The sequence below is a fragment of the Streptococcus pneumoniae genome (genome assembly GCF_001457635.1).
GTDB lineage: Bacteria > Bacillota > Bacilli > Lactobacillales > Streptococcaceae > Streptococcus > Streptococcus pneumoniae.
On record NZ_LN831051.1, the window covers coordinates 876991 to 903982 of the forward strand.

At 41.1% G+C, this 26992-nt stretch carries 27 protein-coding genes, 1 pseudogene and 1 riboswitch; of the genes and pseudogenes, 20 read left to right on the top strand and 8 right to left on the bottom strand.

Annotated features, from left to right (window positions below):
* Positions 1–14 precede the first annotated feature (14 nt).
* Positions 15–716, bottom strand: a complete 702-nt coding sequence (galE, locus tag AT689_RS04760; RefSeq protein ID WP_000167817.1) for a UDP-glucose 4-epimerase GalE — start codon at positions 714–716, stop codon at positions 15–17.
* A gap of 400 nt (positions 717–1116) precedes the next feature.
* Here galE and pepA point away from each other — a divergent pair, with 400 nt between their 5' ends.
* From pepA to pnuC, 7 genes are all read left to right on the top strand, one after another.
* Positions 1117–2181: a glutamyl aminopeptidase gene (gene pepA, locus AT689_RS04765; protein ID WP_000209207.1), complete on the top strand. Its 1065-nt coding sequence runs from the start codon at positions 1117–1119 to the stop codon at positions 2179–2181.
* Positions 2182–2202: 21 nt separating this feature from the next.
* On the top strand, positions 2203–2499 hold the full coding sequence (locus tag AT689_RS04770) for a bacteriocin immunity protein (protein ID WP_000230151.1): 297 nt from the start codon (positions 2203–2205) through the stop codon (positions 2497–2499).
* Between the two features lie 681 nt (positions 2500–3180).
* Positions 3181–3624, top strand: coding sequence for a MarR family winged helix-turn-helix transcriptional regulator (locus AT689_RS04775; protein WP_000655202.1), 444 nt, complete (start codon positions 3181–3183; stop codon positions 3622–3624).
* Positions 3625–3627: 3 nt separating this feature from the next.
* Entirely contained in the window at positions 3628–4392 is a 765-nt protein-coding gene (locus tag AT689_RS04780) for a nuclear transport factor 2 family protein (RefSeq protein WP_000082874.1), read from the top strand.
* A 14-nt stretch (positions 4393–4406) separates the two neighbouring features.
* Positions 4407–5135, top strand: a complete 729-nt coding sequence (locus AT689_RS04785; RefSeq protein WP_000575209.1) for an ATP-binding cassette domain-containing protein — start codon at positions 4407–4409, stop codon at positions 5133–5135.
* Positions 5128–6648, top strand: a complete 1521-nt coding sequence (locus AT689_RS04790) for an ABC transporter permease/substrate-binding protein (RefSeq protein WP_000182960.1) — start codon at positions 5128–5130, stop codon at positions 6646–6648. Before AT689_RS04785 ends, AT689_RS04790 begins: the two co-directional genes overlap by 8 nt.
* Positions 6649–6992: 344 nt before the next feature.
* Positions 6993–7799, top strand: a complete 807-nt coding sequence (pnuC, locus tag AT689_RS04795) for a nicotinamide riboside transporter PnuC (protein WP_000557772.1) — start codon at positions 6993–6995, stop codon at positions 7797–7799.
* Positions 7800–7965: 166 nt separating this feature from the next.
* On the opposite strand, the gene sczA is transcribed toward pnuC, so the two are convergent.
* Positions 7966–8502, bottom strand: a complete 537-nt coding sequence (gene sczA, locus AT689_RS04800; protein WP_000181696.1) for a TetR/AcrR family transcriptional regulator SczA — start codon at positions 8500–8502, stop codon at positions 7966–7968.
* A 132-nt stretch (positions 8503–8634) separates the two neighbouring features.
* Between sczA and czcD the strand changes: the two genes are divergently transcribed.
* The 3 genes from czcD (at position 8635) to AT689_RS04815 (ending at position 11160) form a co-directional block, all read left to right on the top strand.
* A complete protein-coding gene (czcD, locus tag AT689_RS04805; RefSeq protein WP_000645097.1) occupies positions 8635–9525 on the top strand; it encodes a cation diffusion facilitator family transporter CzcD in 891 nt (296 codons plus the stop codon).
* Positions 9526–9768: 243 nt separating this feature from the next.
* The gene (gene nmlR / locus AT689_RS04810; protein WP_001022629.1) at positions 9769–10122 is read left to right on the top strand and encodes a stress response transcriptional regulator NmlR; all 354 of its coding nucleotides are present in this window, start codon (positions 9769–9771) and stop codon (positions 10120–10122) included.
* Entirely contained in the window at positions 10123–11160 is a 1038-nt protein-coding gene (locus AT689_RS04815; RefSeq protein WP_000833745.1) for a zinc-binding dehydrogenase, read from the top strand.
* A gap of 46 nt (positions 11161–11206) precedes the next feature.
* On the opposite strand, the gene galR is transcribed toward AT689_RS04815, so the two are convergent.
* Positions 11207–12214 carry a DNA-binding transcriptional regulator GalR gene (gene galR / locus AT689_RS04820; RefSeq protein ID WP_000212522.1) on the bottom strand — a complete coding sequence of 336 codons (1008 nt, stop codon included), beginning with the start codon at positions 12212–12214 and terminating at the stop codon, positions 11207–11209.
* Between the two features lie 164 nt (positions 12215–12378).
* Between galR and AT689_RS04825 the strand changes: the two genes are divergently transcribed.
* The 6 genes from AT689_RS04825 (at position 12379) to AT689_RS04850 (ending at position 18191) form a co-directional block, all read left to right on the top strand.
* Positions 12379–13557 (top strand): galactokinase, encoded by a 1179-nt coding sequence (locus AT689_RS04825; RefSeq protein WP_000057003.1) that lies wholly within the window; start codon positions 12379–12381, stop codon positions 13555–13557.
* Positions 13558–13575: 18 nt separating this feature from the next.
* Complete coding sequence (locus tag AT689_RS04830) at positions 13576–15057, top strand: UDP-glucose--hexose-1-phosphate uridylyltransferase (protein WP_000176987.1); 1482 nt, start codon at positions 13576–13578, stop codon at positions 15055–15057.
* A 69-nt stretch (positions 15058–15126) separates the two neighbouring features.
* Positions 15127–15531, top strand: a complete 405-nt coding sequence (locus AT689_RS04835; protein WP_000651213.1) for a PaaI family thioesterase — start codon at positions 15127–15129, stop codon at positions 15529–15531.
* A gap of 156 nt (positions 15532–15687) precedes the next feature.
* Positions 15688–16542 (top strand): DNA adenine methylase, encoded by an 855-nt coding sequence (locus AT689_RS04840; protein ID WP_000692848.1) that lies wholly within the window; start codon positions 15688–15690, stop codon positions 16540–16542.
* Complete coding sequence (locus tag AT689_RS04845) at positions 16532–17338, top strand: site-specific DNA-methyltransferase (RefSeq protein ID WP_000794287.1); 807 nt, start codon at positions 16532–16534, stop codon at positions 17336–17338. The genes AT689_RS04840 and AT689_RS04845 overlap by 11 nt, the downstream gene beginning before the upstream one ends.
* Positions 17325–18191, top strand: coding sequence for a type II restriction endonuclease (locus AT689_RS04850; protein ID WP_000815110.1), 867 nt, complete (start codon positions 17325–17327; stop codon positions 18189–18191). Before AT689_RS04845 ends, AT689_RS04850 begins: the two co-directional genes overlap by 14 nt.
* Positions 18192–18277: 86 nt before the next feature.
* On the opposite strand, the gene AT689_RS04855 is transcribed toward AT689_RS04850, so the two are convergent.
* From AT689_RS04855 to AT689_RS04870, 5 genes are all read right to left on the bottom strand, one after another.
* Complete coding sequence (locus AT689_RS04855; RefSeq protein WP_001194502.1) at positions 18278–19540, bottom strand: nucleobase:cation symporter-2 family protein; 1263 nt, start codon at positions 19538–19540, stop codon at positions 18278–18280.
* Positions 19540–20121: a xanthine phosphoribosyltransferase gene (locus tag AT689_RS04860; RefSeq protein WP_000770405.1), complete on the bottom strand. Its 582-nt coding sequence runs from the start codon at positions 20119–20121 to the stop codon at positions 19540–19542. The genes AT689_RS04855 and AT689_RS04860 overlap by 1 nt, the downstream gene beginning before the upstream one ends.
* A 399-nt stretch (positions 20122–20520) precedes the next feature.
* Positions 20521–20616, bottom strand: a riboswitch (purine riboswitch).
* A gap of 383 nt (positions 20617–20999) precedes the next feature.
* Complete coding sequence (locus tag AT689_RS04865; protein WP_001818935.1) at positions 21000–21239, bottom strand: VOC family protein; 240 nt, start codon at positions 21237–21239, stop codon at positions 21000–21002.
* Positions 21239–21382: a VOC family protein gene (locus AT689_RS11610; protein WP_001809023.1), complete on the bottom strand. Its 144-nt coding sequence runs from the start codon at positions 21380–21382 to the stop codon at positions 21239–21241. Before AT689_RS11610 ends, AT689_RS04865 begins: the two co-directional genes overlap by 1 nt.
* A gap of 11 nt (positions 21383–21393) precedes the next feature.
* Positions 21394–22221 carry an exodeoxyribonuclease III gene (locus AT689_RS04870; RefSeq protein WP_000767472.1) on the bottom strand — a complete coding sequence of 276 codons (828 nt, stop codon included), beginning with the start codon at positions 22219–22221 and terminating at the stop codon, positions 21394–21396.
* A gap of 133 nt (positions 22222–22354) precedes the next feature.
* Between AT689_RS04870 and AT689_RS12480 the strand changes: the two are divergent.
* The 4 genes and pseudogenes from AT689_RS12480 (at position 22355) to AT689_RS04900 (ending at position 26952) form a co-directional block, all read left to right on the top strand.
* Positions 22355–22811, top strand: a pseudogene (locus AT689_RS12480) (DUF3290 family protein).
* A 152-nt stretch (positions 22812–22963) separates the two neighbouring features.
* Entirely contained in the window at positions 22964–23260 is a 297-nt protein-coding gene (locus tag AT689_RS04885; protein WP_001276342.1) for a DUF421 domain-containing protein, read from the top strand.
* 205 nt (positions 23261–23465) lie between these two features.
* Positions 23466–25211, top strand: a complete 1746-nt coding sequence (locus tag AT689_RS04895) for an ABC transporter ATP-binding protein (protein WP_000022559.1) — start codon at positions 23466–23468, stop codon at positions 25209–25211.
* On the top strand, positions 25201–26952 hold the full coding sequence (locus AT689_RS04900; protein ID WP_001180151.1) for an ABC transporter ATP-binding protein: 1752 nt from the start codon (positions 25201–25203) through the stop codon (positions 26950–26952). The genes AT689_RS04895 and AT689_RS04900 overlap by 11 nt, the downstream gene beginning before the upstream one ends.
* Positions 26953–26992 lie beyond the last annotated feature (40 nt).

Consider the following 26992-nt stretch of genomic DNA (forward strand, 5'->3'; position numbering starts at 1 on the left):
CCTTTAACATGAGCCTATGCAAGGTCCAAGACATAAATGTAATCTCGAATACATGAACCGTCACGTGTATCGTAGTCATCTCCAAATATTTTTAAGCTATCATTTTGTCCCAATGCGGTCTTGTTGATATTTGGAATGATGTGAGTTGGATTTTTCACACGCAGACCGTTTGAAGCATCCATTTCAGCCCCAGCAGCATTAAAGTAACGGAAAATAACATATTTCCAGTCGTAGCGATTGGCCATCCAGTAAATCATTCGTTCGCCCATCAGTTTTGTCTCTGCATAAGGGTTGACAGGGTCGAGCAGGGTATCTTCAGTCACCGGCTTGTCAATACAGTTATTTCCATAGAGAGAAGCAGTCGAAGAGAACATGATTTTTTGAATGCCAACTTCAGATAAGACTTTGAGAACTTGGTTCATACCAGCAACGTTGGCAGTGAAGTATTTACTTGGATTTTCAATACTTTCGCTCACAACAATTTCACCTGCACAATGGAGGACAGCATCAATCTGATTTTCTTCTAAGTAAGCCTTTAAGGCGCTAGCATCATAAACATCCAGTTCTTTAAAGCTAGCACGACTATCCACAGCCGCTCGATTTCCTGTGGAGAGATTATCGAGGACATGCACCTGATAGCCAGCATTTAAAAGAGCTTTAACGGTATGGGAGCCAATGTAGCCAGTCTCACCTGTAACAAGAATTGTTTTGGTCATAATTTTTTCCTTTTCTAGTTTTGTACTATAGTAAATTGAAATAAGATATGAACAACTCTATTAGGAAAGTCAAATTAATTTCTAGAAATGTTTTAGCAGCTACAGCGTACTATTCCAAACTCAACCAACTATATATTTAAAGAAAGAAGAAAGGGAAGTCAACTATTTTCTGTAAATTTTATGAAAAATCCAAACAACTTTGATGGTGTATTGTTTTTTTGTTTGGAAATAAATATTCGAGTTAATTTTGGAATGTTTACTAGATTTTGCACTACATGCAAGAGAATACTATCCTTTTCTAAGATAGAGCAGGACTAAGATACTAACTTAGAAATCCACCTTCCCACTATCCTTCTCCTATAAAAAGTGGTAAAATGGATGAAAGAAAGAAGGAACTGAAATGACAACATTATTTTCAAAAATTAAAGAAGTAACAGAACTTGCTGCAGTCTCAGGTCATGAAGCGCCTGTCCGTGCTTATCTTCGTGAAAAGTTGACACCGCATGTGGATGAAGTGGTGACAGATGGCTTGGGTGGTATTTTTGGTATCAAACATTCAGAAGCTGTGGATGCACCGCGCGTCTTGGTCGCTTCTCATATGGACGAAGTTGGTTTTATGGTCAGCGAAATCAAGCCAGATGGTACCTTCCGTGTCGTAGAAATCGGTGGCTGGAACCCCATGGTGGTTAGCAGCCAACGTTTCAAACTCTTGACTCGTGATGGTCATGAAATTCCTGTGGTTTCAGGTTCTGTTCCTCCGCATTTGACTCGTGGAAAGGGGGGACCAGCCATGCCAGCCATTGCCGATATCGTTTTTGATGGTGGTTTTGCGGACAAGGCTGAGGCAGAAAGTTTTGGCATCCGTCCTGGTGATACCATCGTACCAGATAGTTCTGCAATTTTGACAGCCAATGAAAAAAATATCATCTCAAAAGCTTGGGATAACCGCTACGGTGTCCTCATGGTAAGCGAGCTAGTTGAAGCTTTATCAGGTCAAAAACTCGGCAATGAACTCTATCTGGGTTCTAACGTCCAAGAAGAAGTTGGTCTGCGTGGCGCTCATACCTCTACAACCAAGTTTGACCCAGAAGTCTTCCTCGCAGTTGATTGCTCACCAGCAGGTGATGTCTACGGTGGTCAAGGCAAGATTGGAGATGGAACCTTGATTCGTTTCTATGATCCAGGTCACTTGCTTCTCCCAGGGATGAAGGATTTCCTTTTGACAACGGCTGAAGAAGCTGGTATCAAGTACCAATACTACTGTGGTAAAGGCGGAACAGATGCAGGTGCAGCTCATCTGAAAAATGGTGGTGTCCCATCAACAACTATCGGTGTCTGCGCTCGTTATATCCATTCTCACCAAACCCTCTATGCAATGGATGACTTCCTAGAAGCGCAAGCTTTCTTACAAGCCTTGGTGAAGAAATTGGATCGTTCAACGGTTGATTTGATTAAACATTATTAAACCATAAGGGAGGTGGTAGGGATGGTAGAACCAAACCTAGAAAGCCTTATAAAAGATCTTTACAATCATGCTCGACATGATTTGAGTGAAGATTTAGTTGCTGCTCTCCTAGAGACTACTAAAAAACTGCCTACTACAAATGAGCAATTGCAGGCAGTTCGTCTCTCAGGCCTGGTCAATCGTGAATTGCTCCTAAATCCCAAACATCCAGCACCTGAGTTGCTCAACTTGGCTAGCTTTATCAAAAGAGAAGAAGCCAAGTACAGAGGAACTGCGACTTCTGCGCTTATGTATGAGGAACTCTTTAAAATGCTTTGATTCCATTGTGGCTCAAAGCATTTTTTATAAGACCTATCTCGTGAGCGTTCAAATAGTAGTAACAAGGAATCATGAGAAGTCAGCCGAGACCATAGTAGTGAAGAAACTTCTGTAATGGAAGTGGAGTTAAGTGAGGAATCGTCAAACGGTAGGGGATAGGCTGTTTGAAGGGTGCTACGAAAAAGATAGGGTAAGGTGAAATTATAGCGGGATGAAATAAGATATGAACAAATTGATTAGGAAAATCAAATGAATTTATAGAAATCTTTTAGCAGTCATGGCGTCCTATTCTAGTTTCAAAATGCTATAAATACGAACAAATTGATTGGGAAATTCAAATCGCTTTCTATCAATGTTTTAGAAGATACAGTGCCCTAGTCCAACTTCAATATACTATAAAAGAACAGATGGAAGCAATTATGATTTACTTCTATCTTTAAAATAAATGATCTGATAGGAAAAATGTGTCCCCTCATAAAAAATAGGATAGTACGGATGGAAGGCTTTTGTAGACTGGAGGACGAAGGAATTTAGAAACTCTCGTTAAAAGTTAGTTGAGCCGGAGTATGGTGGTGTGAATAATTATCAAAAATTATTTCCAAATCGAAATAGTTGACAGTTAGAACGATGAGTGTTACAATTATTTTATTCATTTCGACATCGAAATAAATTGGAGGTGTTATGAAAGATAGTCATTTGCTAGCCCATCATATTCGTTTGTTGAATGGGCGGATTTTTCAAAAGTTACTGAGTCAAGATCCTGAGGCTCTTTATAGGGGTGAACAGGGCAAGATTTTAGCGGTTTTATGGAATAGTGAAACTGGCTGCGCAACTGCGACAGATATCGCGCTTGCGACTGGGCTTGCGAATAATACGCTGACGACTATGATAAAAAAGCTAGAGGAACAAAAGCTTGTAATTGTTAGCCCGTGTGGAAAAGACAAGCGTAAGAAGTATTTAGTTTTAACGGAGTTAGGCAAGTCCCAGAAAGAAGTGGGGCATCGTGTCAGTCAGAAATTGGATACTATCTTTTACAAAGGATTTTCAGAGGAAGAAATTCACCAATTTGAAGGTTTTCAAGAAAGAATTTTGGCGAATTTGAAAGAGAAGGGAAATGAGGTTTAGAATATGTCACAACAAGTGAAAAATGCTCACAACCTATACATCCATGCCATTCAAGACGGACGAGTTGCTGAGGCTCAAGCCCAGTCTGTAGGGGATACCTATATCCAACATTCGACAGGTGTTCCTGACGGGAAAGAAGGATTTGCAGCCTTCTTTGCAGATTTCTTTGAGCGTCATCCAGAGCGTCAGATTAAGATTGTCCGCATCATTGAGGATGGCAATCTGGTCTTTGTTCATGTTCATCAATATCTGAATGGTGGAGAAGCTCAATGGGTGACGACGGATACTTTCCGTGCGGATGAGAATGGTCGTATTGTTGAGCATTGGGATGTCATTGACTACTATCGAACACCTGAAAATGACCAACTAGATCAAATTTTTGGAGATTTTGAAATCAAGGATTTGGACAAGAAAGCAGAAAATAAAAAGCTGGTTCGCCGTTTCTTGACAGAAATTTTCCAAAATGGGGAGCTAGAGCAGTGGAGTGATTATGTGGCAGACGATTTGATTCAGCATAATCATGAGATTGGACAAGGAAGTGCTGCTTATAAAAACTATGTGGCTGAATATAGTGTCACTTTTGACTTTGTTTTCCAACTCTTAGGACAAGGAAACTATGTGGTTAGCTATGGTCAGACTCAGATTGATGGCGTTGCTTATGCCCAGTACGATATCTTCCGTTTAGAGAACGGGAAAATTGTGGAGCATTGGGATAATAAGGAAGTCATGCCTAAGGTAGAAGACTTGACCAATCGAGGGAAGTTTTAAATTGAGGACAAAGAATGATTGAATACAAAAATGTAGCACTGCGCTACACAGAAAAGGATGTCTTGAGAGATGTCAACTTACAGATTGAGGATGGGGAATTTATGGTTTTAGTAGGGCCTTCTGGGTCAGGTAAGACGACCATGCTCAAGATGATTAACCGTCTTTTGGAACCAACTGATGGAAATATTTATATGGATGGGAAGCGCATCAAAGACTATGATGAGCGTGAACTTCGTCTTTCTACTGGTTATGTTTTACAGGCTATTGCTCTTTTTCCAAATCTAACAGTTGCGGAAAATATTGCTCTCATTCCTGAAATGAAGGGGTGGAGCAAGGAAGAAATTACGAAGAAAACAGAAGAGCTTTTGGCTAAGGTTGGTTTACCAGTAGCCGAGTATGGGCATCGCTTACCTAGTGAATTATCTGGTGGAGAACAGCAACGGGTCGGTATTGTCCGAGCTATGATTGGTCAGCCCAAGATTTTCCTCATGGATGAACCCTTTTCGGCCTTGGATGCTATTTCGAGAAAACAGTTGCAGGTTCTGACAAAAGAATTGCATAAAGAGTTTGGGATGACAACGATTTTTGTAACCCATGATACGGATGAAGCCTTGAAGTTGGCGGACCGTATTGCTGTCTTGCAGGATGGAGAAATTCGCCAGGTAGCGAATCCCGAGACAATTTTAAAAGCGCCTGCAACAGACTTTGTAGCAGACTTGTTTGGAGGTAGTGTTCATGACTAATTTAATTGCAACTTTTCAGGATCGTTTTAGTGATTGGTTGACAGCTCTATCTCAACATTTGCAGTTGTCACTTTTGACCTTGTTACTAGCTATTTTGCTTGCGATTCCCTTGGCTGTTTTTCTTCGCTATCATGAGAAGCTGGCCGACTGGGTCTTGCAGATTGCAGGTATTTTCCAGACCATCCCGTCTCTGGCCTTGTTGGGGCTCTTTATCCCTTTGATGGGAATTGGGACCTTGCCGGCTTTGACAGCTCTAGTGATTTATGCGATTTTCCCTATTTTGCAAAATACTATCACTGGGCTGAAGGGAATTGATCCGAACCTGCAAGAGGCTGGGATTGCCTTTGGGATGACCAGATGGGAACGTCTCAAGAAATTTGAAATTCCACTCGCCATGCCTGTTATCATGTCTGGGATTCGGACGGCAGCTGTTTTGATTATCGGTACGGCAACCTTGGCGGCCTTGATTGGAGCAGGGGGACTGGGTTCCTTTATCCTGTTGGGAATTGACCGTAATAATGCCAGTTTGATTTTGATTGGGGCACTTTCTTCTGCAGTGCTTGCTATCGCCTTTAACTTCCTACTAAAAGTAATGGAAAAAGCAAAATTACGGACGATTTTCTCAGGTTTTGCCTTGGTGGCTTTATTACTGGGTCTGTCTTATAGTCCAGCTCTTTTGGCTCAAAAAGAGAAGGAAAACTTGATTATTGCTGGGAAAATAGGCCCAGAACCAGAAATTTTGGCTAATATGTATAAGTTGCTGATTGAAGAAAATACCAGCATGACTGCGACTGTTAAACCGAATTTTGGGACGACAAGTTTCCTTTATGAAGCTCTGAAAAAAGGTGATATTGACATTTATCCTGAATTTACCGGTACGGTGACTGAAAGTTTGCTTCAACCATCACCCAAGGTGAGTCATGAGCCAGAGCAGGTTTATCAAGTGGCGCGTGATGGCATTGCCAAGCAGGATCATCTAGCCTATCTCAAACCTATGTCTTATCAAAATACCTATGCTGTAGCTGTTCCGAAAAAGATTGCTCAAGAATATGGCTTGAAGACCATTTCGGATTTGAAAAAAGTGGAAGGGCAGCTGAAGGCAGGCTTTACGCTTGAGTTTAACGACCGTGAAGATGGAAATAAGGGCTTGCAATCAATGTATGGTCTCAATCTCAATGTGGCGACTATGCAGCCAGCTCTTCGTTATCAGGCAATTCAGTCAGGGGATATTCAAATCACGGATGCCTATTCGACTGATGCGGAATTGGAGCGTTATGATTTACAGGTCTTGGAAGATGACAAGCAACTCTTCCCACCTTATCAAGGGGCTCCACTCATGAAAGAAGCTCTTCTCAAGAAACACCCAGAGTTGGAAAGAGTTCTTAATACATTGGCTGGTAAGATTACAGAAAGCCAGATGAGCCAGCTCAACTACCAAGTCGGTGTTGAAGGCAAGTCAGCAAAGCAAGTAGCCAAGGAGTTTCTCCAAGAACAAGGTTTGTTGAAGAAATGATGGGACAGAGACTTTAAACATACTGAATTCAACTTCCTTAAACGACTAGATAAAAGAATGCTCAGACAATTTCGTCTGGGCTTTTTTGATGTGAGAATGACTGAATGTCACTTAAAATGGAAAGAAAGAGAAAATTTTCATGATTTTCTAAAATTTTACTGTAAAGACAGTTGACTATTCATAAAATAGGTGTATAATATTTTGTGAACTACTTAACAAATAAGAGGTTTCAGCTCATGTCGACTAAGGTTAGAAATCTTGTGTATAGGCAGTTCATTATCTAATAGAGCGTTGCGTCCGAAAGTCTATCCAGACACGGCTCTTTAAAAACAAAAGGAGAAATGATGCATACTTATTTGCAAAAGAAAATTGAAAATATCAAAACAACCCTAGGTGAAATGTCAGGTGGTTACCGTCGTATGGTTGCGGCTATGGCTGATTTAGGATTTTCAGAAACTATGAAGGCTATCTGGGATGACCTCTTTGCCCATCGTAGTTTTGCCCAGTGGATTTATTTGCTGGTTTTAGGAAGTTTTCCTCTCTGGCTGGAGTTGGTTTACGAACATCGTATTGTTGACTGGATTGGGATGATTTGTAGCTTGACAGGGATTATCTGTGTAATCTTTGTATCGGAAGGTCGAGCAAGTAATTATCTTTTTGGCTTGATTAACTCTGTTATTTACCTTATTTTGGCCCTACAGAAAGGCTTTTATGGTGAGGTGCTGACGACACTTTACTTCACAGTCATGCAGCCAATTGGACTTCTAGTTTGGATTTATCAGGCACAGTTTAAGAAGGAAAAGCAGGAGTTTGTCGCGCGTAAACTGGACGGCAAGGGCTGGACAAAGTATCTTTCCATTAGTGTGCTTTGGTGGTTGGCCTTTGGCTTCATTTATCAGTCTATTGGTGCCAATCGTCCCTATCGTGATTCAATCACAGATGCAACCAATGGGGTAGGGCAAATCCTCATGACAGCTGTTTACCGTGAACAGTGGATATTCTGGGCGGCTACCAATGTTTTTTCAATCTATCTCTGGTGGGGAGAAAGCCTGCAAATTCAAGGGAAATATCTAATTTATCTTATTAACAGTCTAGTTGGTTGGTATCAATGGAGCAAGGCAGCTAAGCAGAATACTGATTTACTTAACTAGGAAAAGATGTTTGAAAGTGCTGTTTTGAGATTTCGATTAAAACAGATATAGTTGATAATCAAGGATTTATAGTATGAAAAAGAGGATCGGCGGGTCCTCTTTTGTTGTTGAAAAGATAAAAAACTCAGTAACCTAGAAATAAGACAACTGAAGCTTTACTCTATATTCAATTTTTAGGAATGAGAAGGTCTAGATAAAATTGGACAACTTCCTGGTCTGTGAAATCTTGACCTTTTTTGAGCCACCAGGTCAATGTCTCGATAAAGTTGGACATGACCAAGTGTTGGAGGTAAGAAGTAGGCAGATTAGGGTGGGCTTCTTTTAAATTATCAGCTAGCACGGAATAGACGTGGTGCTCAAGCTCTCTCTGGAGTTGACGGAGGAAGTAGTCATTTTTGGAAAATAGCAGACTGGTGATATGGTCTTGGTTTTTATGAAAATGCAGAAAGAGGTGGGCGAGGTAGTCCTCGGTTGAAATGGCTTGCTCTCTTTCAAAAAGATGATGGAAGAGGTAGCGGCAGAGCTGGTCCAGAAGAAGCTCCTTACTCTCATAGTGACAGTAAAAGGTGGATCGTCCCACATCTGCGAGATCAATGATATCCTGAACAGTAGTGGCCTCGTAGCCCTTAGCATTCAAAAGTTGTATAAAAGCTTGATAGATGGCTTTTTTGGTTTTGCTGATACGGCGGTCAATGTTAGTCATATGGACACTTAAGGCAAATTGTTCAGAACTGAATAAAGCTGACGTTTTGCTTCTATCCTTTCTTTGAGTTTTAGTGGATAATGATAATGAACAAGGTGTTCATAAATCTATTATAACAAAGGAATGAGAAATATGAAGGCAAAATATGCTGTTTGGGTGGCTTTTTTCTTAAATTTGACTTATGCCATTGTTGAGTTTATTGCAGGTGGAATATTTGGTTCTAGCGCTGTTCTTGCTGACTCTGTGCATGACTTGGGAGATGCGATTGCAATTGGAATATCAGCTTTTTTAGAAACAATCTCCAATCGTGAAGAAGACAATCAGTACACCTTGGGCTATAAGCGGTTTAGCCTGCTAGGAGCCTTGGTAACAGCTGTGATTCTCGTAACGGGCTCTGTTCTAGTCATTTTGGAAAATGTCACGAAGATTTTGCATCCGCAACCAGTCAATGATGAGGGGATTCTCTGGTTAGGAATTATTGCGATTACTATCAATCTGTTAGCGAGTCTGGTGGTTGGTAAGGGAAAGACAAAGAATGAGTCTATTCTGAGTCTGCATTTTCTGGAAGATACGCTAGGGTGGGTAGCTGTTATCCTGATGGCGATTGTTCTTCGATTTACGGACTGGTATATCCTAGATCCTCTTTTGTCCCTTGTCATTTCTTTCTTTATTCTTTCAAAAGCCCTTCCACGTTTTTGGTCTACACTCAAGATTTTCTTGGATGCTGTGCCAGAAGGTCTTGATATCAAGCAAGTAAAGAGTGGCCTGGAGCGATTGGACAATGTGGTCAGCCTTAATCAGCTTAATCTCTGGACTATGGATGCTTTGGAAAAAAATGCCATTGTCCATGTTTGTCTAAAAGAAATGGAACATATGGAAACTTGTAAAGAGTCTATTCGAAATTTCCTAAAAGATTGTGGTTTTCAAAATATTACCATTGAAATTGATGCTGACCTAGAAACTCACCAAACCCATAAGCGAAAGGTGTGTGACTTGGAACGGAGTTATGAGCATCAACATTAGAAAAAAGTGAAAAATACTTGGGTACTATCTTATTTGGAATAGAGTAATTTCTTTATTATTTAAATATTTCAAAAATTGGTAAGAGAAGAGCATTGTATAAACTCCAGATATATGATTGTTAATGATAAAAATTTTTCGATTAGATACAAAATGCTTGACTTGGAGTCAACTCAAAGTTATATAATAAGATAAGTGAGTTAGAATAGCGTGAATTCAGTGAATGAAATGAGAGGAGGTTAGCGTGTGAATATTAAATCTGCCAGTGATTTGTTGGGAATTTCAGCGGATACGATTCGGTATTATGAACGGGTTGGTCTTGTGCCACCGATTACTCGTACTGCTACTGGGATTCGTGATTTTCAAGATCAGGATATCGAAGCGCTGGAATTTATTAAGTGTTTTCGTTCGGCGGGTGTCTCTGTAGATAGTTTAGTTGACTATATGTCGCTCTACCAAAAGGGAGATGAAACGAGAGAGGAGAGGCTTGGTATTTTAGAAGAGGAAAAGCAAAAATTAGAGGAGCGCTTGTCTCAGCTACAGACAGCTTTAAATCGTTTAAATCTCAAAATTAAACTTTATAAGGAAGGAAAATTTTAAATGAAATCAGCAGTATATACAAAGGCAGGTCAGGTTGGACTTGCTAGCATTGAACGTCCGCAAATAATAGAAGCGGATGATGTGATTATTCGTGTGGTTCGTTCGTGCGTTTGTGGTTCAGATTTATGGAGGTACCGTAATCCAGAAACGAAAGCTGGACACAAAAATAGTGGACACGAAGCGATTGGGATTGTTGAAGAAGCTGGGGAAGCCATTACGACGGTGAAACCAGGTGATTTTGTGATTGTCCCTTTTACACATGGATGTGGTGAGTGTGATGCCTGTCTTGCTGGATTTGACGGTTCTTGCGACAATCATATTGGCAATAATTTGGGGGGTGATTTTCAGGCAGAATATATTCGCTTCCACTATGCAAACTGGGCGCTGGTTAAAATCCCTGGTCAACCTTCTGACTATACAGAAGGGATGCTCAAGTCCCTTTTGACTCTTGCAGATGTCATGCCGACAGGCTATCATGCGGCGCGTGTTGCAAATGTTCAAAAAGGGGACAAGGTTGTTGTTATCGGTGATGGGGCTGTTGGTCAATGTGCTGTCATCGCGGCTAAGATGCGTGGAGCATCACAAATTATCCTTATGAGCCGTCATGAAGACCGTCAAAAGATGGCTATGGAGTCAGGTGCGACAGCTGTTGTTGCAGAACGTGGTCAAGAAGGAATTACCAAGGTGCGTGAAATCCTCGGTGGAGGAGCAGATGCAGCACTTGAATGTGTTGGTACGGAGGCTGCTATAGAACAGGCGCTAGGTGTTCTTCATAATGGAGGGCGTATGGGCTTTGTAGGAGTCCCACACTATAATAATCGTGCTCTTGGTTCGACATTTATGCAAAATATCTCTGTAGCAGGTGGGGCAGCTTCTGCTACAACATACGATAAGCAATTTTTACTAAAAGCCGTCCTTGATGGTGATATCAATCCAGGTCGCGTCTTTACTTCAAGTTATAAACTGGAAGATATCGACCAAGCCTACAAAGATATGGATGAACGTAAGACCATTAAGTCTATGATTGTAATCGAATAAAAAACGAATAGGAGTTCTAAAACTCCTATTCGTTTTTTATGTTATCCTATTCTTGATTTAGGGTACTTTCTCTTAATGTCAGTCTGGTTCCCAGCATGGTCAGGCTAGGGATTTTCCGACCGTGGAGGACTTCCTTGTTAAGAATATCCATACCTGCTCGCCCCATTTCTTCAGTATAAACTGTAATACTAGAGAGGGGAGGATAGACCTGTTTGGTCAGACTGGTGTCGTTGAATGAAATGAGGCTGACGCGATCTGGCAGGCTGATTCCAGCTTCTTGGAGGGCACGGAGGGCACCGATAGCTAAACTATCGCTGGCTGCGAAAAATGCTGGCGGAAGTTGGTCTCCCAAGCTCTGAATGGCCTCCTTCATTAAGTCATAGCCAGACTGGGCAGTAAATCTTCCTTGAAAGACCAGTTCATCATGATAGATTCCCCTCGCTTGACTGTAGTTTTTGAAGTTTTCTAGACGCTTGTCCTGAATGATTTCTTCTTGGTCTGTTGTTTCCTCAAGCCCTGTTAGAATCCCGATGCGGTCCATCCCTTGACTGAGGAAATAATCGACAACCTGTTTCATAGCAGTGTAAAAATCCGTGATAATACAGGTATGTCCCAGGGAAAGTGTATCGCTGTCTAGAAATACAAGAGGCTTTTGGTATTCTTCAAAGGCAGAAATCTGAGCTCGACTAAACTTTCCGATGCAGAGAATCCCAATCACTTCCTCGCTTAGGGTAAAAGGGTGGTCATTAAAATAGCGCAAGATATCGTAGTCCAACTCTTGGGCTCTTTTTTCTATTCCTAGGCGAATCTGGTAGTAGTAGAGGTCGTCTAGCTCCCCTTGTTCGCTGACCCATTGGATAATGGCAATCTTTTGCTTGGGTTTGTGGGACTCGCCTGTCTTGAGGTGCTTGGTGTAGCCCAGCTCTTCAGCAACGGTTAAAATACGGTGTCTGGTTTCTTCTGTAACAGATAGGCTCTGGTCGCGATTGAGGACGCGGGATACGGTCGCGATAGAGACAGAGGCTAGCTGTGCAATGTCTTTTAAGGTAGCCATAAATCCTCCTTGATTAGGTTAGTATATCATATTTTTCTTCTTTTTACTGATAGTTTACTAAAATTTTAGTAAAAAGGATTGACCTTGGGAAATTCCTTGGATACAATAGAAAGAAAACGATTACACGTTAAGATGGCTTAACGGACAGTCAAAGGAGAATTCATATGGCACAACATCTTACTACTGAAGTCCTTCGCAAAGACTTTCTTGCTGTTTTTGGTCAAGAAGCAGACCAAACCTTCTTTTCACCAGGCCGCATTAATTTGATTGGTGAACACACAGACTACAACGGTGGGCACGTTTTTCCTGCTGCTATTTCCTTGGGAACTTACGGTGCAGCTCGTAAGCGTGACGACCAAGTCTTGCGTTTCTACTCAGCTAACTTTGAGGACAAGGGCATTATCGAAGTGCCTCTCGCTGACCTCAAGTTTGAAAAAGAGCACAACTGGACCAATTATCCAAAAGGTGTCCTTCATTTCTTGCAAGAAGCTGGGCACGTGATTGACAAAGGTTTTGATTTTTATGTTTATGGGAATATCCCAAATGGTGCTGGTTTGTCTTCTTCAGCATCCTTGGAGCTCTTGACAGGAGTCGTGGCAGAGCATCTCTTTGATTTAAAACTAGAGCGTCTCGATTTGGTTAAAATCGGAAAACAAACAGAAAATAACTTTATCGGAGTAAATTCTGGCATTATGGACCAATTTGCTATTGGTATGGGGGCTGACCAACGTGCTATTTACTTAGATACCAATACTTTAGAATACGACTTGGTGCCACTTGATTTGAAGGACAATGTCGTTGTTATCATGAACACCAACAAACGCCGTGAATTGGCGGACTCTAAATACAATGAACGTCGTGCTGAGTGTGAAAAAGCAGTGGAAGAATTGCAAGTTGCCTTGGATATTCAGACCCTGGGTGAATTGGACGAGTGGGCCGTTGACCAATATAGCTATCTGATTAAAGATGAAAATCGTTTGAAACGTGCTCGCCATGCTGTGCTTGAAAACCAACGTACCCTTAAAGCTCAAGCAGCCCTTCAAGCAGGTGATTTGGAAACATTTGGTCGTTTGATGAATGCGTCACACGTTTCTCTGGAGCGTGATTATGAAGTAACTGGTTTGGAATTGGATACTCTTGTTCACACAGCTTGGGCACAAGAAGGAGTTCTCGGTGCTCGTATGACAGGGGCTGGTTTTGGTGGCTGTGCCATTGCCTTGGTTCAAAAAGATACTGTTGAGGCCTTTAAGGAAGCTGTAGGCAAACACTACGAGGAAGTAGTTGGATACGCTCCAAGCTTCTATATCGCTGAAGTTGCAGGTGGCACTCGCGTCCTTGACTAGTCAAAAGGAGGCTCTATAGTGACCTTAGTAGATAAATTTGTAACACATGTCATTTCTGAAAGTTCATTTGAGGAAATGGATCGAATCTACCTGACCAATCGTGTTTTGGCACGAGTGGGAGAAGGTGTTTTGGAAGTTGAGACCAATCTGGATAAATTGATTGACCTCAAGGACCAGCTAGTTGAGGAAGCCGTTCGATTAGAGACGATTGAGGATAGTCAGACTGCGCGTGAAATCCTTGGTACTGAATTGATGGACTTGGTGACTCCTTGTCCGAGTCAGGTCAATCGTGACTTCTGGGAAGCCTATGCCTACTCTCCTGAGCAAGCGATAGAGGATTTTTATCAACTCAGTCAGAAAAATGACTACATCAAACTCAAGGCCATTGCTAAAAATATCGCTTATCGTGTTCCATCTGATTATGGAGAACTTGAAATTACCATCAATCTCTCTAAGCCTGAAAAGGATCCGAAAGAGATTGCGGCAGCCAAGTTGGTGCAAGCTAGTAATTATCCTCAGTGTCAACTTTGTTTAGAGAATGAGGGTTACCATGGTCGGGTCAACCACCCAGCTCGCAGCAACCACCGGATTATCCGTTTTGAAATGGTTGGTCAGGAATGGGGTTTCCAGTATTCGCCCTATGCTTACTTTAATGAGCATTGTATCTTTTTAGATGGCCAGCATCGTCCCATGGCCATTAGTCGTCAGAGTTTTGAACGTCTGTTGGCTATCGTAGAGCAGTTTCCAGGATATTTTGCTGGATCTAATGCCGACCTGCCGATTGTGGGGGGCTCTATTCTAACTCATGATCATTATCAGGGAGGCCGTCACGTATTTCCTATGGAATTGGCTCCCTTGCAAAAGACCTTCCGATTTGCTGGTTTTGAGCAGGTCAAGGCTGGAATTATCAAGTGGCCAATGTCTGTCCTACGCTTGACTTCGGATTCCAAAGAGGATTTGATTAACTTAGCTTATAAGATTTTCCAGGAATGGCGTCAGTATTCAGATTCTAGTGTGCAGATTTTAGCAGAGACAGACGGGACACCGCATCACACCATCACACCAATAGCGCGTAAGCGTGATGGACAGTTTGAGTTGGACTTGGTCTTGCGAGACAATCAGACTTCAGCAGAGCATCCTGATGGCATCTATCATCCCCACAAGGATGTCCAACATATCAAGAAGGAAAATATCGGCTTGATTGAGGTCATGGGCTTGGCAATCTTGCCACCACGTCTGAAAGAAGAAGTAGAGCAAGTCGCTAGCTATCTTGTAGGAGAAGCTGTTACAGTTGCCGATTATCATCAGGAGTGGGCAGACCAACTCAAATCCCAACATCCAGACCTAACGGATAAAGAAAAAGCCCTTGCAATCGTCAAGGACTCTGTGGGTGCTATCTTTGCGCGTGTACTTGAGGATGCAGGAGTCTACAAGCAGACAGAACAAGGGCAGACAGCCTTTATGCGCTTTGTGGAACATGTCGGAATTTTACTAGACTAGGAGCTTTCTCCTTGCACAGTCCTATAAAAAGTAGTATCATAGTGTCATTTGAAATATCAGGAGGAAACGATGAAAGACTTTCATTTTGACGCTATATCTGCCTTTGAAAATTACGAAATTGAAAAAATGAGAGATGGTCACGTTGTGGTGACGACCAAAGTAGTGAACTCGTCGCTCAACTACTATGGCAATGCCCATGGTGGCTATCTATTCACACTATGTGACCAAATCAGTGGTTTGGTGGTTATCTCGCTGGGACTTGATGGGGTGACACTCCAATCCTCTATCAACTACCTTAAGGCAGGAAAACTCGACGATGTATTGACCATTAAAGGAGAATGTGTCCATCAAGGTCGTACAACCTGTGTGATGGATGTGGATATCACCAATCAAGAGGGCAGAAATGTCTGCAAAGCAACCTTTACTATGTTTGTCACAGGCCAAAGGTCTGAGGAAAGACGGGTAAGGATATAAAGAGTAATTTAATAGAGTGAGGTGAATTTTGGAATTTATAAGATTTGCCTTACTCATTTTTTTATATTGATATGATTTAATTCTAAAATAGAAAATTTAGTAATGTGGTAGAAAATACAAGAGTTGTGTTTTAATTTCTATGGTATAATTAAAAGCATGAAGATAAAAGAAATAAAGAAAGTTACTTTACAACCGTTCACGAAATGGACAGGTGGTAAAAGACAATTATTGCCTGTTATTAGAGAATTAATGCCTAAAACCTATAACAGGTATTTCGAACCTTTTGTTGGAGGTGGAGCTTTATTTTTTGATTTGGCTCCTAAAGATGCAGTTATTAATGATTTTAACGCTGAACTAATAAATTGCTATCAACAAATTAAGGACAATCCTCAAGAATTGATTGAAATTTTGAAAGTTCATCAGGAATATAATTCAAAAGAATATTATTTAGATTTACGTTCTGCAGATCGTGATGAAAGAATAGATATGATGTCCGAAGTACAAAGAGCTGCACGTATTCTATATATGTTGAGAGTGAACTTTAATGGTCTATATCGTGTGAATTCTAAGAACCAATTTAATGTTCCATATGGACGTTATAAGAATCCTAAAATTGTTGATGAGGAATTGATATCTGCTATTTCAGTTTATCTAAATAACAATCAACTAGAAATTAAAGTGGGAGATTTTGAAAAGGCAATTGTAGATGTTCGAACAGGAGATTTTGTGTATTTTGACCCTCCATATATTCCATTGTCTGAGACGAGTGCATTTACGTCTTATACTCATGAGGGATTCTCTTTTGCAGATCAAGTAAGATTAAGAGATGCCTTTAAGAGATTGAGTGATACAGGAGCTTATGTTATGTTATCAAATTCTTCTAGTGCTTTAGTAGAGGAGTTGTATAAGGATTTTAATATACATTATGTTGAAGCTACCCGAACTAATGGAGCAAAATCTTCAAGTCGAGGAAAAATTTCTGAAATTATAGTCACAAATTATGAAAAATAACGAATATAAGTATGGAGGTGTTCTTATGACAAAACCATACTACAATAAAAATAAGATGATTCTTGTTCATTCAGATACGTTCAAGTTCTTATCAAAAATGAAACCAGAAAGTATGGATATGATTTTTGCTGATCCACCTTATTTTTTAAGTAATGGTGGAATATCTAATTCTGGGGGACAAGTTGTTTCTGTTGATAAAGGAGATTGGGATAAAATTTCTTCATTCGAAGAAAAACATGAGTTTAATCGTAAATGGATTCGCCTAGCAAAAGAAGTTCTGAAGCCTAATGGGACGGTATGGATTTCAGGTAGTTTGCACAACATATACTCAGTTGGAATGGCATTAGAACAAGAAGGTTTTAAAATTCTGAATAATATTACTTGGCAGAAAACAAACCCTGCCCCCAATTTATCTTGTCGTTATTTTACCCATTCTACTGAAACCATTTTATGGGCCAGAAAAAATGATAAAAAAGCTCGTCATTACTACAATTATGATTTAATGAAAGAATTGAATGATGGAAAACAAATGAAAGATGTCTGGACGGGTTCTTTAACAAAGAAAGTTGAAAAATGGGCTGGGAAACATCCAACTCAAAAACCAGAGTATTTGTTAGAACGCATTATTTTAGCCTCTACTAAAGAGGGTGACTATATTCTAGACCCATTTGTTGGTAGTGGCACTACGGGTGTTGTTGCGAAGCGGTTAGATAGAAGATTTATAGGTATCGATGCTGAAAAAGAATATTTAAAAATTGCAAGGAAGAGGTTGGAGGCAGAAAATGAAACAAACTAGAAATTTTGATGAGTGGTTGTCAACGATGACCGACACAGTAGCTGACTGGACTTATTATACAGATTTTCCCAAGGTTTATAAAAATGTATCTAGTATAAAAGTTGCTCTAAATATTATGAATAGTCTTATTGGTAGTAAAAATATACAAGAGGATTTTTTAGACTTATATCAAAATTATCCAGAAATTTTGAAAGTTGTGCCTCTACTTATTGCTAAACGTTTGAGAGATACGATTATTGTTAAGGATCCGATAAAAGATTTCTATTTTGATTTTAGTAAACGAAACTATAGTATTGAAGAATATACTATGTTTTTGGAAAAATCAGGTATATTTGATTTATTGCAAAATCATTTAGTATCAAATTTAGTTGACTACGTTACAGGTGTTGAGGTTGGTATGGATACTAATGGGCGCAAAAATCGGACTGGAGATGCGATGGAAAATATTGTTCAAAGTTATCTTGAAGCTGAAGGGTATATTTTAGGAGAGAATTTATTTAAAGAGATTGAACAAAATGAAATAGAGGAAATTTTTTCTGTCGATTTATCTGCTATTACGAATGATGGGAATACTGTGAAACGTTTTGATTTTGTCATAAAAAATGAACAAGTGCTTTATCTGATTGAGGTTAATTTTTATTCAGGAAGTGGTTCAAAATTAAATGAGACGGCTAGATCTTACAAAATGATTGCTGAAGAAATTAAAGCTATTCCTAATGTTGAGTTTATGTGGATTACTGATGGACAAGGTTGGTATAAGGCTAAGAATAATTTACGAGAAACATTTGATATTTTACCATTCTTATATAATATTAACGATTTGGAACATAATATTTTAAAGAATTTGAAATAGGTCCAATTCAATTAGATGGGAATTGGGATTGATTGTATTTATAATCAATTTGTGATAAACAAAAAAGAGGCTCGCACCTCTTTTTCTTATTTCTTTTTATGATTTAATACGGCATTGAGGACAATGGCGAGTAGGCTGGCTACGACGATTCCGTTTGAGAAGAACATTTGGAAGGCTGTCGGCATGCTGACAAAGAGATTACTGTTGTTGAGACCGACACCTGCAGCGATTGAAACAGCTGCGATAAGGAAGTTGTGTTCATTGTTAGCAAAGTCAACTCGGGCTAGGATTTGCATCCCTTGAATAGATACAAAACCAAACATCACCAGCATGGCACCGCCGAGGACGGAGCTTGGAATGATTTGGGCAAGGGCACCAAACTTAGGAAGCAGTCCAAGGAGAACCAGGAAACCAGCTGCGTAGTAGATTGGCAGGCGTTTTTTGATGCCTGACAATTTAACCAAACCAACGTTTTGTGAAAATCCGGTGTAAGGGAAGGTGTTAAAGATTCCTCCGAGAAGTACGGCCAAACCTTCTGCGCGGTAACCGTTGCGAAGGCGCGTGCTGTCGATTGGATCTTTTGTGATATCAGACAAGGCTAGATAAACACCAGTTGACTCAACCATAGACACCGTTGCGATGATACACATCATGACAATAGATGAGATTTCAAAGGTTGGCATCCCAAAGTAGAGTGGAGTTGGGACATGGACAAGTGGAGCTACCGCAACAGGAGAGAAGTCCACCAAGCCCATAGTAGCAGCAATGGCAGTTCCAACAACCAGACCAATCAAAATAGAGATAGACTTGATAAATCCTTTGGTAAAGATGTTGATCAAGAGGATAATCAGAACAGTAATAGCTGAAAGCAAGAGACTTTGACCAGTTGGCTCTGGAACGTTATTTCCCATATTTCCAATAGCGACAGGGATCAAGGTTAAACCAATCGTGGTAATAACAGATCCTGTTACGATAGAGGGGAAGAGATTGGCCACTTTTGAGAAGATGCCTGAAACAAGAACCACGTAAATCCCAGATGCGATAAGGGCACCAAACATAGCGCCACTACCATGGCTTTGCCCAATCATAATCAAGGGAGCGACCGACTGGAATGCAACTCCAAGAACGACTGGGAGTCCAATCCCAAAGTATTTGTTGAGTTGGAGTTGGAGGAAGGTTGCCACCCCACACATGAAGATATCTGTAGAAATCAGGTAGGTCAACTGCTCAGCTGAATAGCCAAGGGCTGTCGCAATCATGATGGGAACCAGGATAGATCCTGAGTACATGGCTAGTAAGTGCTGCAAGCCAAGAACGGCTGCTTGCGAGTGTTTTTCTTGAGTTTGCATTAGAGATCTGCCTCCTTAAATACGACCTGACCATTTTCAAAACGATCCAAACGAGCAAGTGATAGGACAGGGTAGCCTGCTTTTTCAAGCAAATCACGGCCATCTTGGAAGGATTTCTCAATCACGATACCGATAGCTTGGACTGTGGCACCGGCCTGTTCGATGATTTGAATCAAGCCTTTAGCAGCTTGGCCATTAGCAAGGAAATCGTCGATAATCAAAACCTTGTCCTCTGGTGAGAGGAATTTTCCAGCGATAGAAACGGTGCTGGTCACCTGCTTGGTAAAGGAGTAGACTTGAGCAGTTAAGATGCCTTCGTTCATGGTGATGTTCTTAGCTTTTTTGGCGAAAATCATGGGAACGTTTAAGGCTTCAGCTGTAAAAACGGCTGGGGCAATACCCGACGCTTCAATGGTTACGACCTTGGTAATGCCGGCAGCAGCAAATTTTTCCGCAAAAACCTTACCAATCTCTCGCATCAAGCTAAAGTCAACTTGGTGGGTTAAAAAGGAATCTACCTTGAGGATGTTATCACCCAAGATATGCCCATCCTTGAGGATGCGCTCTTCTAATAATTTCATAAGACCTCCTAAAGTCTAAAAGTTAATTTACTTGTTGTTTAAATGTTTCTATAGTGATCCCTTTTGCTAATGCTATATATTTGATAAAACTATTACGAGCGAAGCGAGTCTTATCAAATATTTCCCGTTGTAGTGGTATCATAGACAATAATCTTGTTATTGTCTATGACGGGATTTTTGAGAGTAAAATAGTTCGGGGAACTATTTTAGCCTAAGCCTAGAAATGAAAGAGCTAGGGGCTCAAAAATTAGGGATGAAATTCCCTGGATTCCTGAAATTATTCACAGGATAATTTCACCTCCCGTCCGCACTAATTAAGGGAAATATTAAAAATATTCAAAAAAGACCTACTTAATCTCTAAGTAAGTCCCCCAAATAGGCATGGCAAAAACGGCCATATCTCACTGCTGACTTACTTATTGTTAGGTGTTCCGGCACCTTGTAGAAACGTCGTGCCAATTCACGACATAAACAAGTAAAACGATATTCAATTTTAAATAGGCTTGAGCCAATGTTTTTATTTTACACTAAATAACTTTAGAAATCAACTATTTTGTTAGTGTTTTGGTTTAAAAAACGAACAAACAGAAGAGAGGGTGAACAAAAACTCCATTGTAAGCTAACATTTATACTAAATGAAAATCAAAGAGCAAACTAGGAAGCTATCCACAACCTCAAAACACTGTTTTGAGGTTGTGGATAGAATTGACAGAGTCAGTATTATATACCTACGGTAAGGCGACGTTGACGTGGCTTGAAGAGATTTTCGAAGAGTATTAGAAGATTTTTCCATCATAAAAGACATACTATCAAGTTTTTAGACACCTGACAATATGCCTTTTTCTAACTTTTAAAGACTTTTCCCAATTTTTATTATTCTACTCGCTAAATCTTAAAAAATAGCCATCTGGATCCAAAACTGCAAATTTATGAGGATAGATATAGGGATCACTGACACGAAACTTTCTTTTGGTCAAGGGACGATAAATAGGATAGTTTGCCTCCATCACTTTTTGATAGAGTTTTGGAACATCCTTTATGCCAAAGGAGAGATTGACTCCACGACCAAAGGGGTAGGTCAGTTCAGCTAGTTGATCCTTTGTTCCCTCCTCTAACATTAGTTGACACTCTTCAAGAGAAAGAGAAAGTTTTCTTCTGGACGTTGGTATTCAATCCTAAAACCCAGTAAACCACAGTAGAAGGACCGGGACTGTTCGATATTCGATACAAGAAACTCGGGAATGACCGCATTGTAGTCCATATAGAAAATCCTTACAAGTCAATTTCCAAGACAATCGGTGTATGGTCTTGGCGAGCACCTGAGTCAATCATATCAGATTTAGTGACCTTGTCAGCGATACGGTTACTTGTGAGCCAGTAGTCGATTCTCCAGCCTGTATTGTTGATTTTAGAAGTTTTGCTGCGTTGTGCCCACCAAGTGTAGCGTTCAGGAACATCGCCATGAACATGGCGGAAGGTATCAGTAAATCCAGTTGCCAATAGGTTGGTAAATCCAGCACGTTCCTCGTCAGTAAATCCAGGTGAACGGCGGTTGCTAGCAGGATTTGCAAGGTCGATTTCATTGTGGGCTACGTTGTAGTCACCGGTCGCAAGGACTGGTTTTTCTTTGTCTAGTTCAGCCAAATACTCCGCATATTTGACATCCCAGACTTGGCGTTCTTCCAAGCGTTTAAGACCATCGCCAGCATTTGGTGTGTAAACTTGGGTCACGAAAAATGCATCAAATTCTAGAGTGATGATGCGGCCTTCCAAGTCCATGGTAGAAGGGGCACCGATTTCTGGGAAAGTGACAGTGGGTGTAAGTTCTTTCTTATAAAGGAACATGGTTCCAGCATAGCCTTTACGGGCAGGCTCTTGGGAAGAGCGCCACGTGTTTTCGTAGCCTGGGAAGAGTTCTTCTAAAATTTCCACGTGTTTCTTTGTAGGTCCTTTGGCAGAAAGCTTGGTTTCTTGGATAGCAATGATATCAGCATTTTCAGCGACCAAGGTTTGTAGGACTTCTTGGGACAATTTGGCACGAGCTGAGTCACTAGTTAGGGCAGCGTTTAGGGAATCAATATTCCATGAGATAAGTTTCATAAAGTTACCTTTTTCATTCAGATTATAGATTTTATTATACCAAAAAAAGATCTATTTCCCCAACGTATGGTTTGAAAAATTACTCTCTTTCGTTTATAATTAAGAATGATTTTATGAAAGGGAGTGAAAATACATGAAATTCTACTCTTATGACTATGTACTCAGCCAAATCGGTCAGCAAAATGGTATCATGGTTGGCTTTGGGATTGTTCTATTAGCTGTGACAGTTTTTTTTGCTTTCAAGGCATACCATGATAAAAAAGGAACCAGATTTCGTGAGTTGGTCATGATTTCAGCTCTGGCCTTATTTAGCTATGCTTTTGGTCAGCATCACGACTTATCAAAACAATCAAGTTTCTAACAATAAATTTCAAACTTCACTTCATTTCATCGAGGTTGTTTCCAAAGATTTGGGAGTAGACAAGTCAGAAGTCCATGTTAATACTTCCACAAACACAGATGGCGCACTTATCAAGGTGGGAGATCGCTATTATCGTGCCCTAAACGGAAGTGAGCCAGACAAGTACCTGTTAGAGAAAGTCGAATTGTATAAGACAGACGCAATTGAACTGGTGGATGTGAACAAATGACACTTAATTATATCGAAATTTTAATCAAACTGATCTTGACTCTCAAATAGCTCAACAACAATGTTCACTTTGTGAAACGTTTGATTGATGGTAAGCCAACTCTCCTTATCAAAAATGGGAATATTGACCCATAAGCCTGTCGTTCAGTTGGTTTGTCTGCATCGGATGTAGCCCTCAAACTTCGTAGCCAAGGGATTTTCCAGATGAAGCAAGTCAAACGAGCTGTGCAAGAGCAAAATGGGCAACTCATCGTTGTGCAAATGGGAGATGAAAATCCTAAGTATCCAGTTGTGACTGACGGTGTGATTCAAGTAGACGTCTTGGAATCGATTGGTCGTAGCGAAGAGTGGTTGCTTGATAACCTCAGCAAACAAGGGCATGACAATGTAGCCAATATCTTTATTGCTGAATATGACAAGGGTGCTGTTACAGTCGTAACTTATGAATAAGAAAAACCTGGGGTCTTGTACTCTTCGAAAATCTCTTCAAACCGCGTCAACGTCGCCTTGCCGTATGTAGGTTACTGACTTCGTCAGTTCTATCTACAACCTCAAAGCAGTGCTTTGAGCAGCCTGCGGCTAGTTTCCTAGTTTGCTCTTTGATTTTCATTGAGTATTGGCCTCAGGTTTCCATTTGCAATCAGAAAGGGATTTTATGTCCATTATTCAAAAACTCTGGTGGTTTTTCAAGTTAGAAAAACACCGTTATCTAGTCGGGATTGTGGCCCTGGTCTTGGTTTCCGTTCTCAATCTCATTCCTCCTATGGTTATGGGGCGAGTCATTGATGCCATCACATCGGGGCAATTAACCCAGCAGGACCTCCTTCTTAGCCTATTTTACTTGCTACTTGCAGCCTTTGGTATGTACTATTTGCGCTATGTGTGGCGTATGTATATCCTTGGGACCTCTTATTGCTTGGGACAGATCATGCGGTCTCGCTTGTTTAAGCATTTCACAAAAATGTCGCCAGCCTTTTATCAAACCTATCGGACGGGTGATCTGATGGCACACGCAACCAATGATATCAATGCCTTGACTCGTTTAGCAGGTGGCGGTGTCATGTCTGCGGTGGATGCCTCTATCACGGCTCTGGTGACTTTGTTGACCATGCTCTTTAGCATCTCATGGCAGATGACTCTTGTTGCCATTCTCCCCCTACCTTTCATGGCCTATGCGACTAGTCGCCTAGGGAGAAAGACTCATAAGGCCTTTGGCGAATCCCAAGCTGCTTTTTCTGAACTCAATAACAAGGTACAGGAGTCCGTATCAGGTATCAAAGTGACCAAGTCTTTCGGTTATCAGGCAGACGAGTTGAAGTCTTTTCAGGCAGTCAATGAATTAACCTTCCAAAAGAACCTGCAAACCATGAAATATGATAGTCTCTTTGACCCTATGGTTCTCTTGTTTGTTGGTTCGTCCTATGTTTTAACGCTTTTGGTTGGCTCCTTGATGGTTCAGGAAGGGCAGATTACAGTTGGTAATCTAGTCACCTTTATCAGCTATTTGGATATGCTGGTCTGGCCTCTTATGGCCATCGGCTTCCTCTTTAATACTACTCAGCGAGGGAAGGTTTCTTACCAGCGGATTGAAAATCTTTTGTCTCAGGAATCTCCTGTACAAGACCCTGAGTTTCCTCTGGATGGTATTGAAAATGGGCGTTTGGAGTATGCCATTGACAGCTTTGCTTTTGAAAATGAGGAAACACTGACGGATATTCACTTTAGTTTGGCAAAAGGGCAAACACTGGGCTTGGTTGGGCAGACAGGCTCTGGGAAAACGTCCTTAATCAAGCTCCTCTTGCGTGAATACGATGTGGATAAGGGTGCCATTTATCTAAACGGTCACGATATTCGGGACTATCGTTTGACAGAACTTCGCAGTCTCATGGGCTATGTTCCTCAGGACCAGTTTCTCTTTGCGACTTCAATCCTAGACAATATCCGCTTTGGCAATCCTAACTTGCCCCTTTCAGAGGTTGAGGAAGCTACTAAGCTAGCCCGAGTTTACCAAGATATTGTAGACATGCCTCAAGGATTTGATACGCTGATTGGTGAAAAAGGAGTCAGTCTTTCTGGTGGTCAAAAGCAACGGTTGGCTATGAGTCGGGCTATGATTTTAAACCCTGATATCTTGATTTTGGATGATTCCTTATCCGCCGTAGATGCCAAGACAGAGTATGCGATTATCGACAACCTCAAGGAGACGCGAAAGGACAAGACAACCATTATAACTGCCCATCGCCTCAGTGCTGTTGTCCATGCAGATTTTATTTTAGTTCTACAAAATGGTCAAATTATCGAACGAGGCAGGCACGAAGACTTGCTAGCGATGGATGGCTGGTATGCCCAAACCTACCAGTCTCAGCAGTTAGAAATGAAAGGAGAAGAAGATGCAGAATAAACAAGAACAATGGGCTGTATTGAAGCGCTTGATGTCTTATCTCAAGCCTTATAGACTCCTGACCTTTTTGGCACTCAGTTTTCTCCTAGCGACGACGGTCATTAAAAGTGTCATACCCCTCGTGGCTTCCCACTTTATCGACCAGTATCTCAGCAATCTTAACCAACTAGCCGTTACCGTTTTGCTGGTCTACTATGGTCTCTACATCCTACAAACTGTAGTTCAGTATGTCGGCAATCTTCTCTTTGCGCGCGTGTCTTACAGTATTGTTAGGGATATTCGTCGGGATGCCTTTGCCAATATGGAGAAACTGGGCATGTCTTACTTTGACAAGACGCCAGCAGGTTCTATCGTTTCTCGTTTGACCAACGATACCGAGACGATTAGTGATATGTTTTCTGGGATTTTATCTAGCTTTATCTCAGCAGTTTTCATCTTTCTGACAACCCTTTATACCATGTTGGTATTGGATTTTCGTTTGACAGCATTAGTCTTGCTCTTTCTCCCCTTGATTTTCCTTTTGGTCAATCTCTATCGGAAAAAATCAGTGAAAATCATTGAGAAAACCAGAAGTCTCTTGTCAGATATCAATAGCAAGCTGGCTGAAAACATCGAGGGAATCAGAATAATCCAGGCCTTTAATCAAGAGAAGCGCCTGCAGGCAGAATTTGATGAAATCAACCAAGAGCACTTGGTCTATGCCAACCGTTCTGTAGCCTTGGATGCCCTCTTTTTGAGACCTGCCATGAGTTTGTTGAAACTTCTAGGTTATGCTGTCTTGATGGCCTATTTTGGCTATCGTGGTCTTTCTATCGGGATAACGGCCGGGACCATGTATGCTTTTATCCAGTACATCAACCGCCTCTTTGACCCTTTGATTGAGGTGACGCAAAACTTTTCAACACTGCAAACGTCTATGGTTTCTGCAGGTCGTGTCTTTGCCCTGGTAGACGAGAGGACCTATGAACCTCTTCAAGAAAATGGGCAAGCCAAAGTCCAAGAAGGCAATATCCGCTTTGAACATGTGTGTTTCTCATATGACGGTAAACATCCGATTCTGGATGACATTTCTTTCTCTGTTAATAAGGGTGAAACCATTGCCTTTGTAGGTCATACAGGTTCAGGGAAATCGTCTATTATCAATGTCCTCATGCGCTTTTATGAATTCCAGTCAGGGAGAGTTCTCTTGGATGATGTGGATATCAGGGATTTCAGTCAAGAAGAGCTGAGAAAAAACATCGGTTTGGTCTTGCAGGAACCCTTCCTCTATCATGGAACTATTAAGTCCAATATCGCCATGTACCAAGAAATCAGTGATGAGCAGGTTCAGGCTGCGGCAGCCTTTGTGGATGCAGATTCCTTTATTCAAGAACTTCCTCAGGGGTACGACTCCCCTGTTTCCGAGCGTGGTTCGAGCTTCTCTACTGGGCAACGCCAGCTTCTTGCCTTTGCTAGAACAGTCGCCAGCCAGCCTAAAATCCTGATTTTGGATGAAGCGACAGCCAATATTGACTCTGAAACAGAAAGCTTGGTTCAAGCTTCTCTGGCGAAGATGAGACAGGGCCGAACAACTATTGCTATAGCTCACCGCCTTTCTACTATTCAAGACGCCAACTGCATCTATGTCTTGGATAAGGGACGCATTATCGAGAGTGGAACCCATGAGGAACTCTTGGCTCTGGGAGGAACCTATCACAAGATGTATAGTTTGCAGGCAGGGGCCATGGCCTATACTCTTTGAAAATCTCTTTAAACCATGTCAGCTTTATCTGCAATCTCAA

Coding starts and splice junctions, on each gene's coding strand:
- galE (WP_000167817.1), bottom strand. CDS start 716: ATGACCAAAACAATTCTTGTTACAGGTGAGACTGGCTACATTGGCTCC.
- pepA (WP_000209207.1), top strand. CDS start 1,117: ATGACAACATTATTTTCAAAAATTAAAGAAGTAACAGAACTTGCTGCA.
- AT689_RS04770 (WP_000230151.1), top strand. CDS start 2,203: ATGGTAGAACCAAACCTAGAAAGCCTTATAAAAGATCTTTACAATCAT.
- AT689_RS04775 (WP_000655202.1), top strand. CDS start 3,181: ATGAAAGATAGTCATTTGCTAGCCCATCATATTCGTTTGTTGAATGGG.
- AT689_RS04780 (WP_000082874.1), top strand. CDS start 3,628: ATGTCACAACAAGTGAAAAATGCTCACAACCTATACATCCATGCCATT.
- AT689_RS04785 (WP_000575209.1), top strand. CDS start 4,407: ATGATTGAATACAAAAATGTAGCACTGCGCTACACAGAAAAGGATGTC.
- AT689_RS04790 (WP_000182960.1), top strand. CDS start 5,128: ATGACTAATTTAATTGCAACTTTTCAGGATCGTTTTAGTGATTGGTTG.
- pnuC (WP_000557772.1), top strand. CDS start 6,993: ATGCATACTTATTTGCAAAAGAAAATTGAAAATATCAAAACAACCCTA.
- sczA (WP_000181696.1), bottom strand. CDS start 8,502: ATGACTAACATTGACCGCCGTATCAGCAAAACCAAAAAAGCCATCTAT.
- czcD (WP_000645097.1), top strand. CDS start 8,635: ATGAAGGCAAAATATGCTGTTTGGGTGGCTTTTTTCTTAAATTTGACT.
- AT689_RS04815 (WP_000833745.1), top strand. CDS start 10,123: ATGAAATCAGCAGTATATACAAAGGCAGGTCAGGTTGGACTTGCTAGC.
- galR (WP_000212522.1), bottom strand. CDS start 12,214: ATGGCTACCTTAAAAGACATTGCACAGCTAGCCTCTGTCTCTATCGCG.
- AT689_RS04825 (WP_000057003.1), top strand. CDS start 12,379: ATGGCACAACATCTTACTACTGAAGTCCTTCGCAAAGACTTTCTTGCT.
- AT689_RS04835 (WP_000651213.1), top strand. CDS start 15,127: ATGAAAGACTTTCATTTTGACGCTATATCTGCCTTTGAAAATTACGAA.
- AT689_RS04840 (WP_000692848.1), top strand. CDS start 15,688: ATGAAGATAAAAGAAATAAAGAAAGTTACTTTACAACCGTTCACGAAA.
- AT689_RS04845 (WP_000794287.1), top strand. CDS start 16,532: ATGAAAAATAACGAATATAAGTATGGAGGTGTTCTTATGACAAAACCA.
- AT689_RS04850 (WP_000815110.1), top strand. CDS start 17,325: ATGAAACAAACTAGAAATTTTGATGAGTGGTTGTCAACGATGACCGAC.
- AT689_RS04855 (WP_001194502.1), bottom strand. CDS start 19,540: ATGCAAACTCAAGAAAAACACTCGCAAGCAGCCGTTCTTGGCTTGCAG.
- AT689_RS04860 (WP_000770405.1), bottom strand. CDS start 20,121: ATGAAATTATTAGAAGAGCGCATCCTCAAGGATGGGCATATCTTGGGT.
- AT689_RS04865 (WP_001818935.1), bottom strand. CDS start 21,239: ATGTTAGAGGAGGGAACAAAGGATCAACTAGCTGAACTGACCTACCCC.
- AT689_RS11610 (WP_001809023.1), bottom strand. CDS start 21,382: ATGGACTACAATGCGGTCATTCCCGAGTTTCTTGTATCGAATATCGAA.
- AT689_RS04870 (WP_000767472.1), bottom strand. CDS start 22,221: ATGAAACTTATCTCATGGAATATTGATTCCCTAAACGCTGCCCTAACT.
- AT689_RS04895 (WP_000022559.1), top strand. CDS start 23,466: ATGTCCATTATTCAAAAACTCTGGTGGTTTTTCAAGTTAGAAAAACAC.
- AT689_RS04900 (WP_001180151.1), top strand. CDS start 25,201: ATGCAGAATAAACAAGAACAATGGGCTGTATTGAAGCGCTTGATGTCT.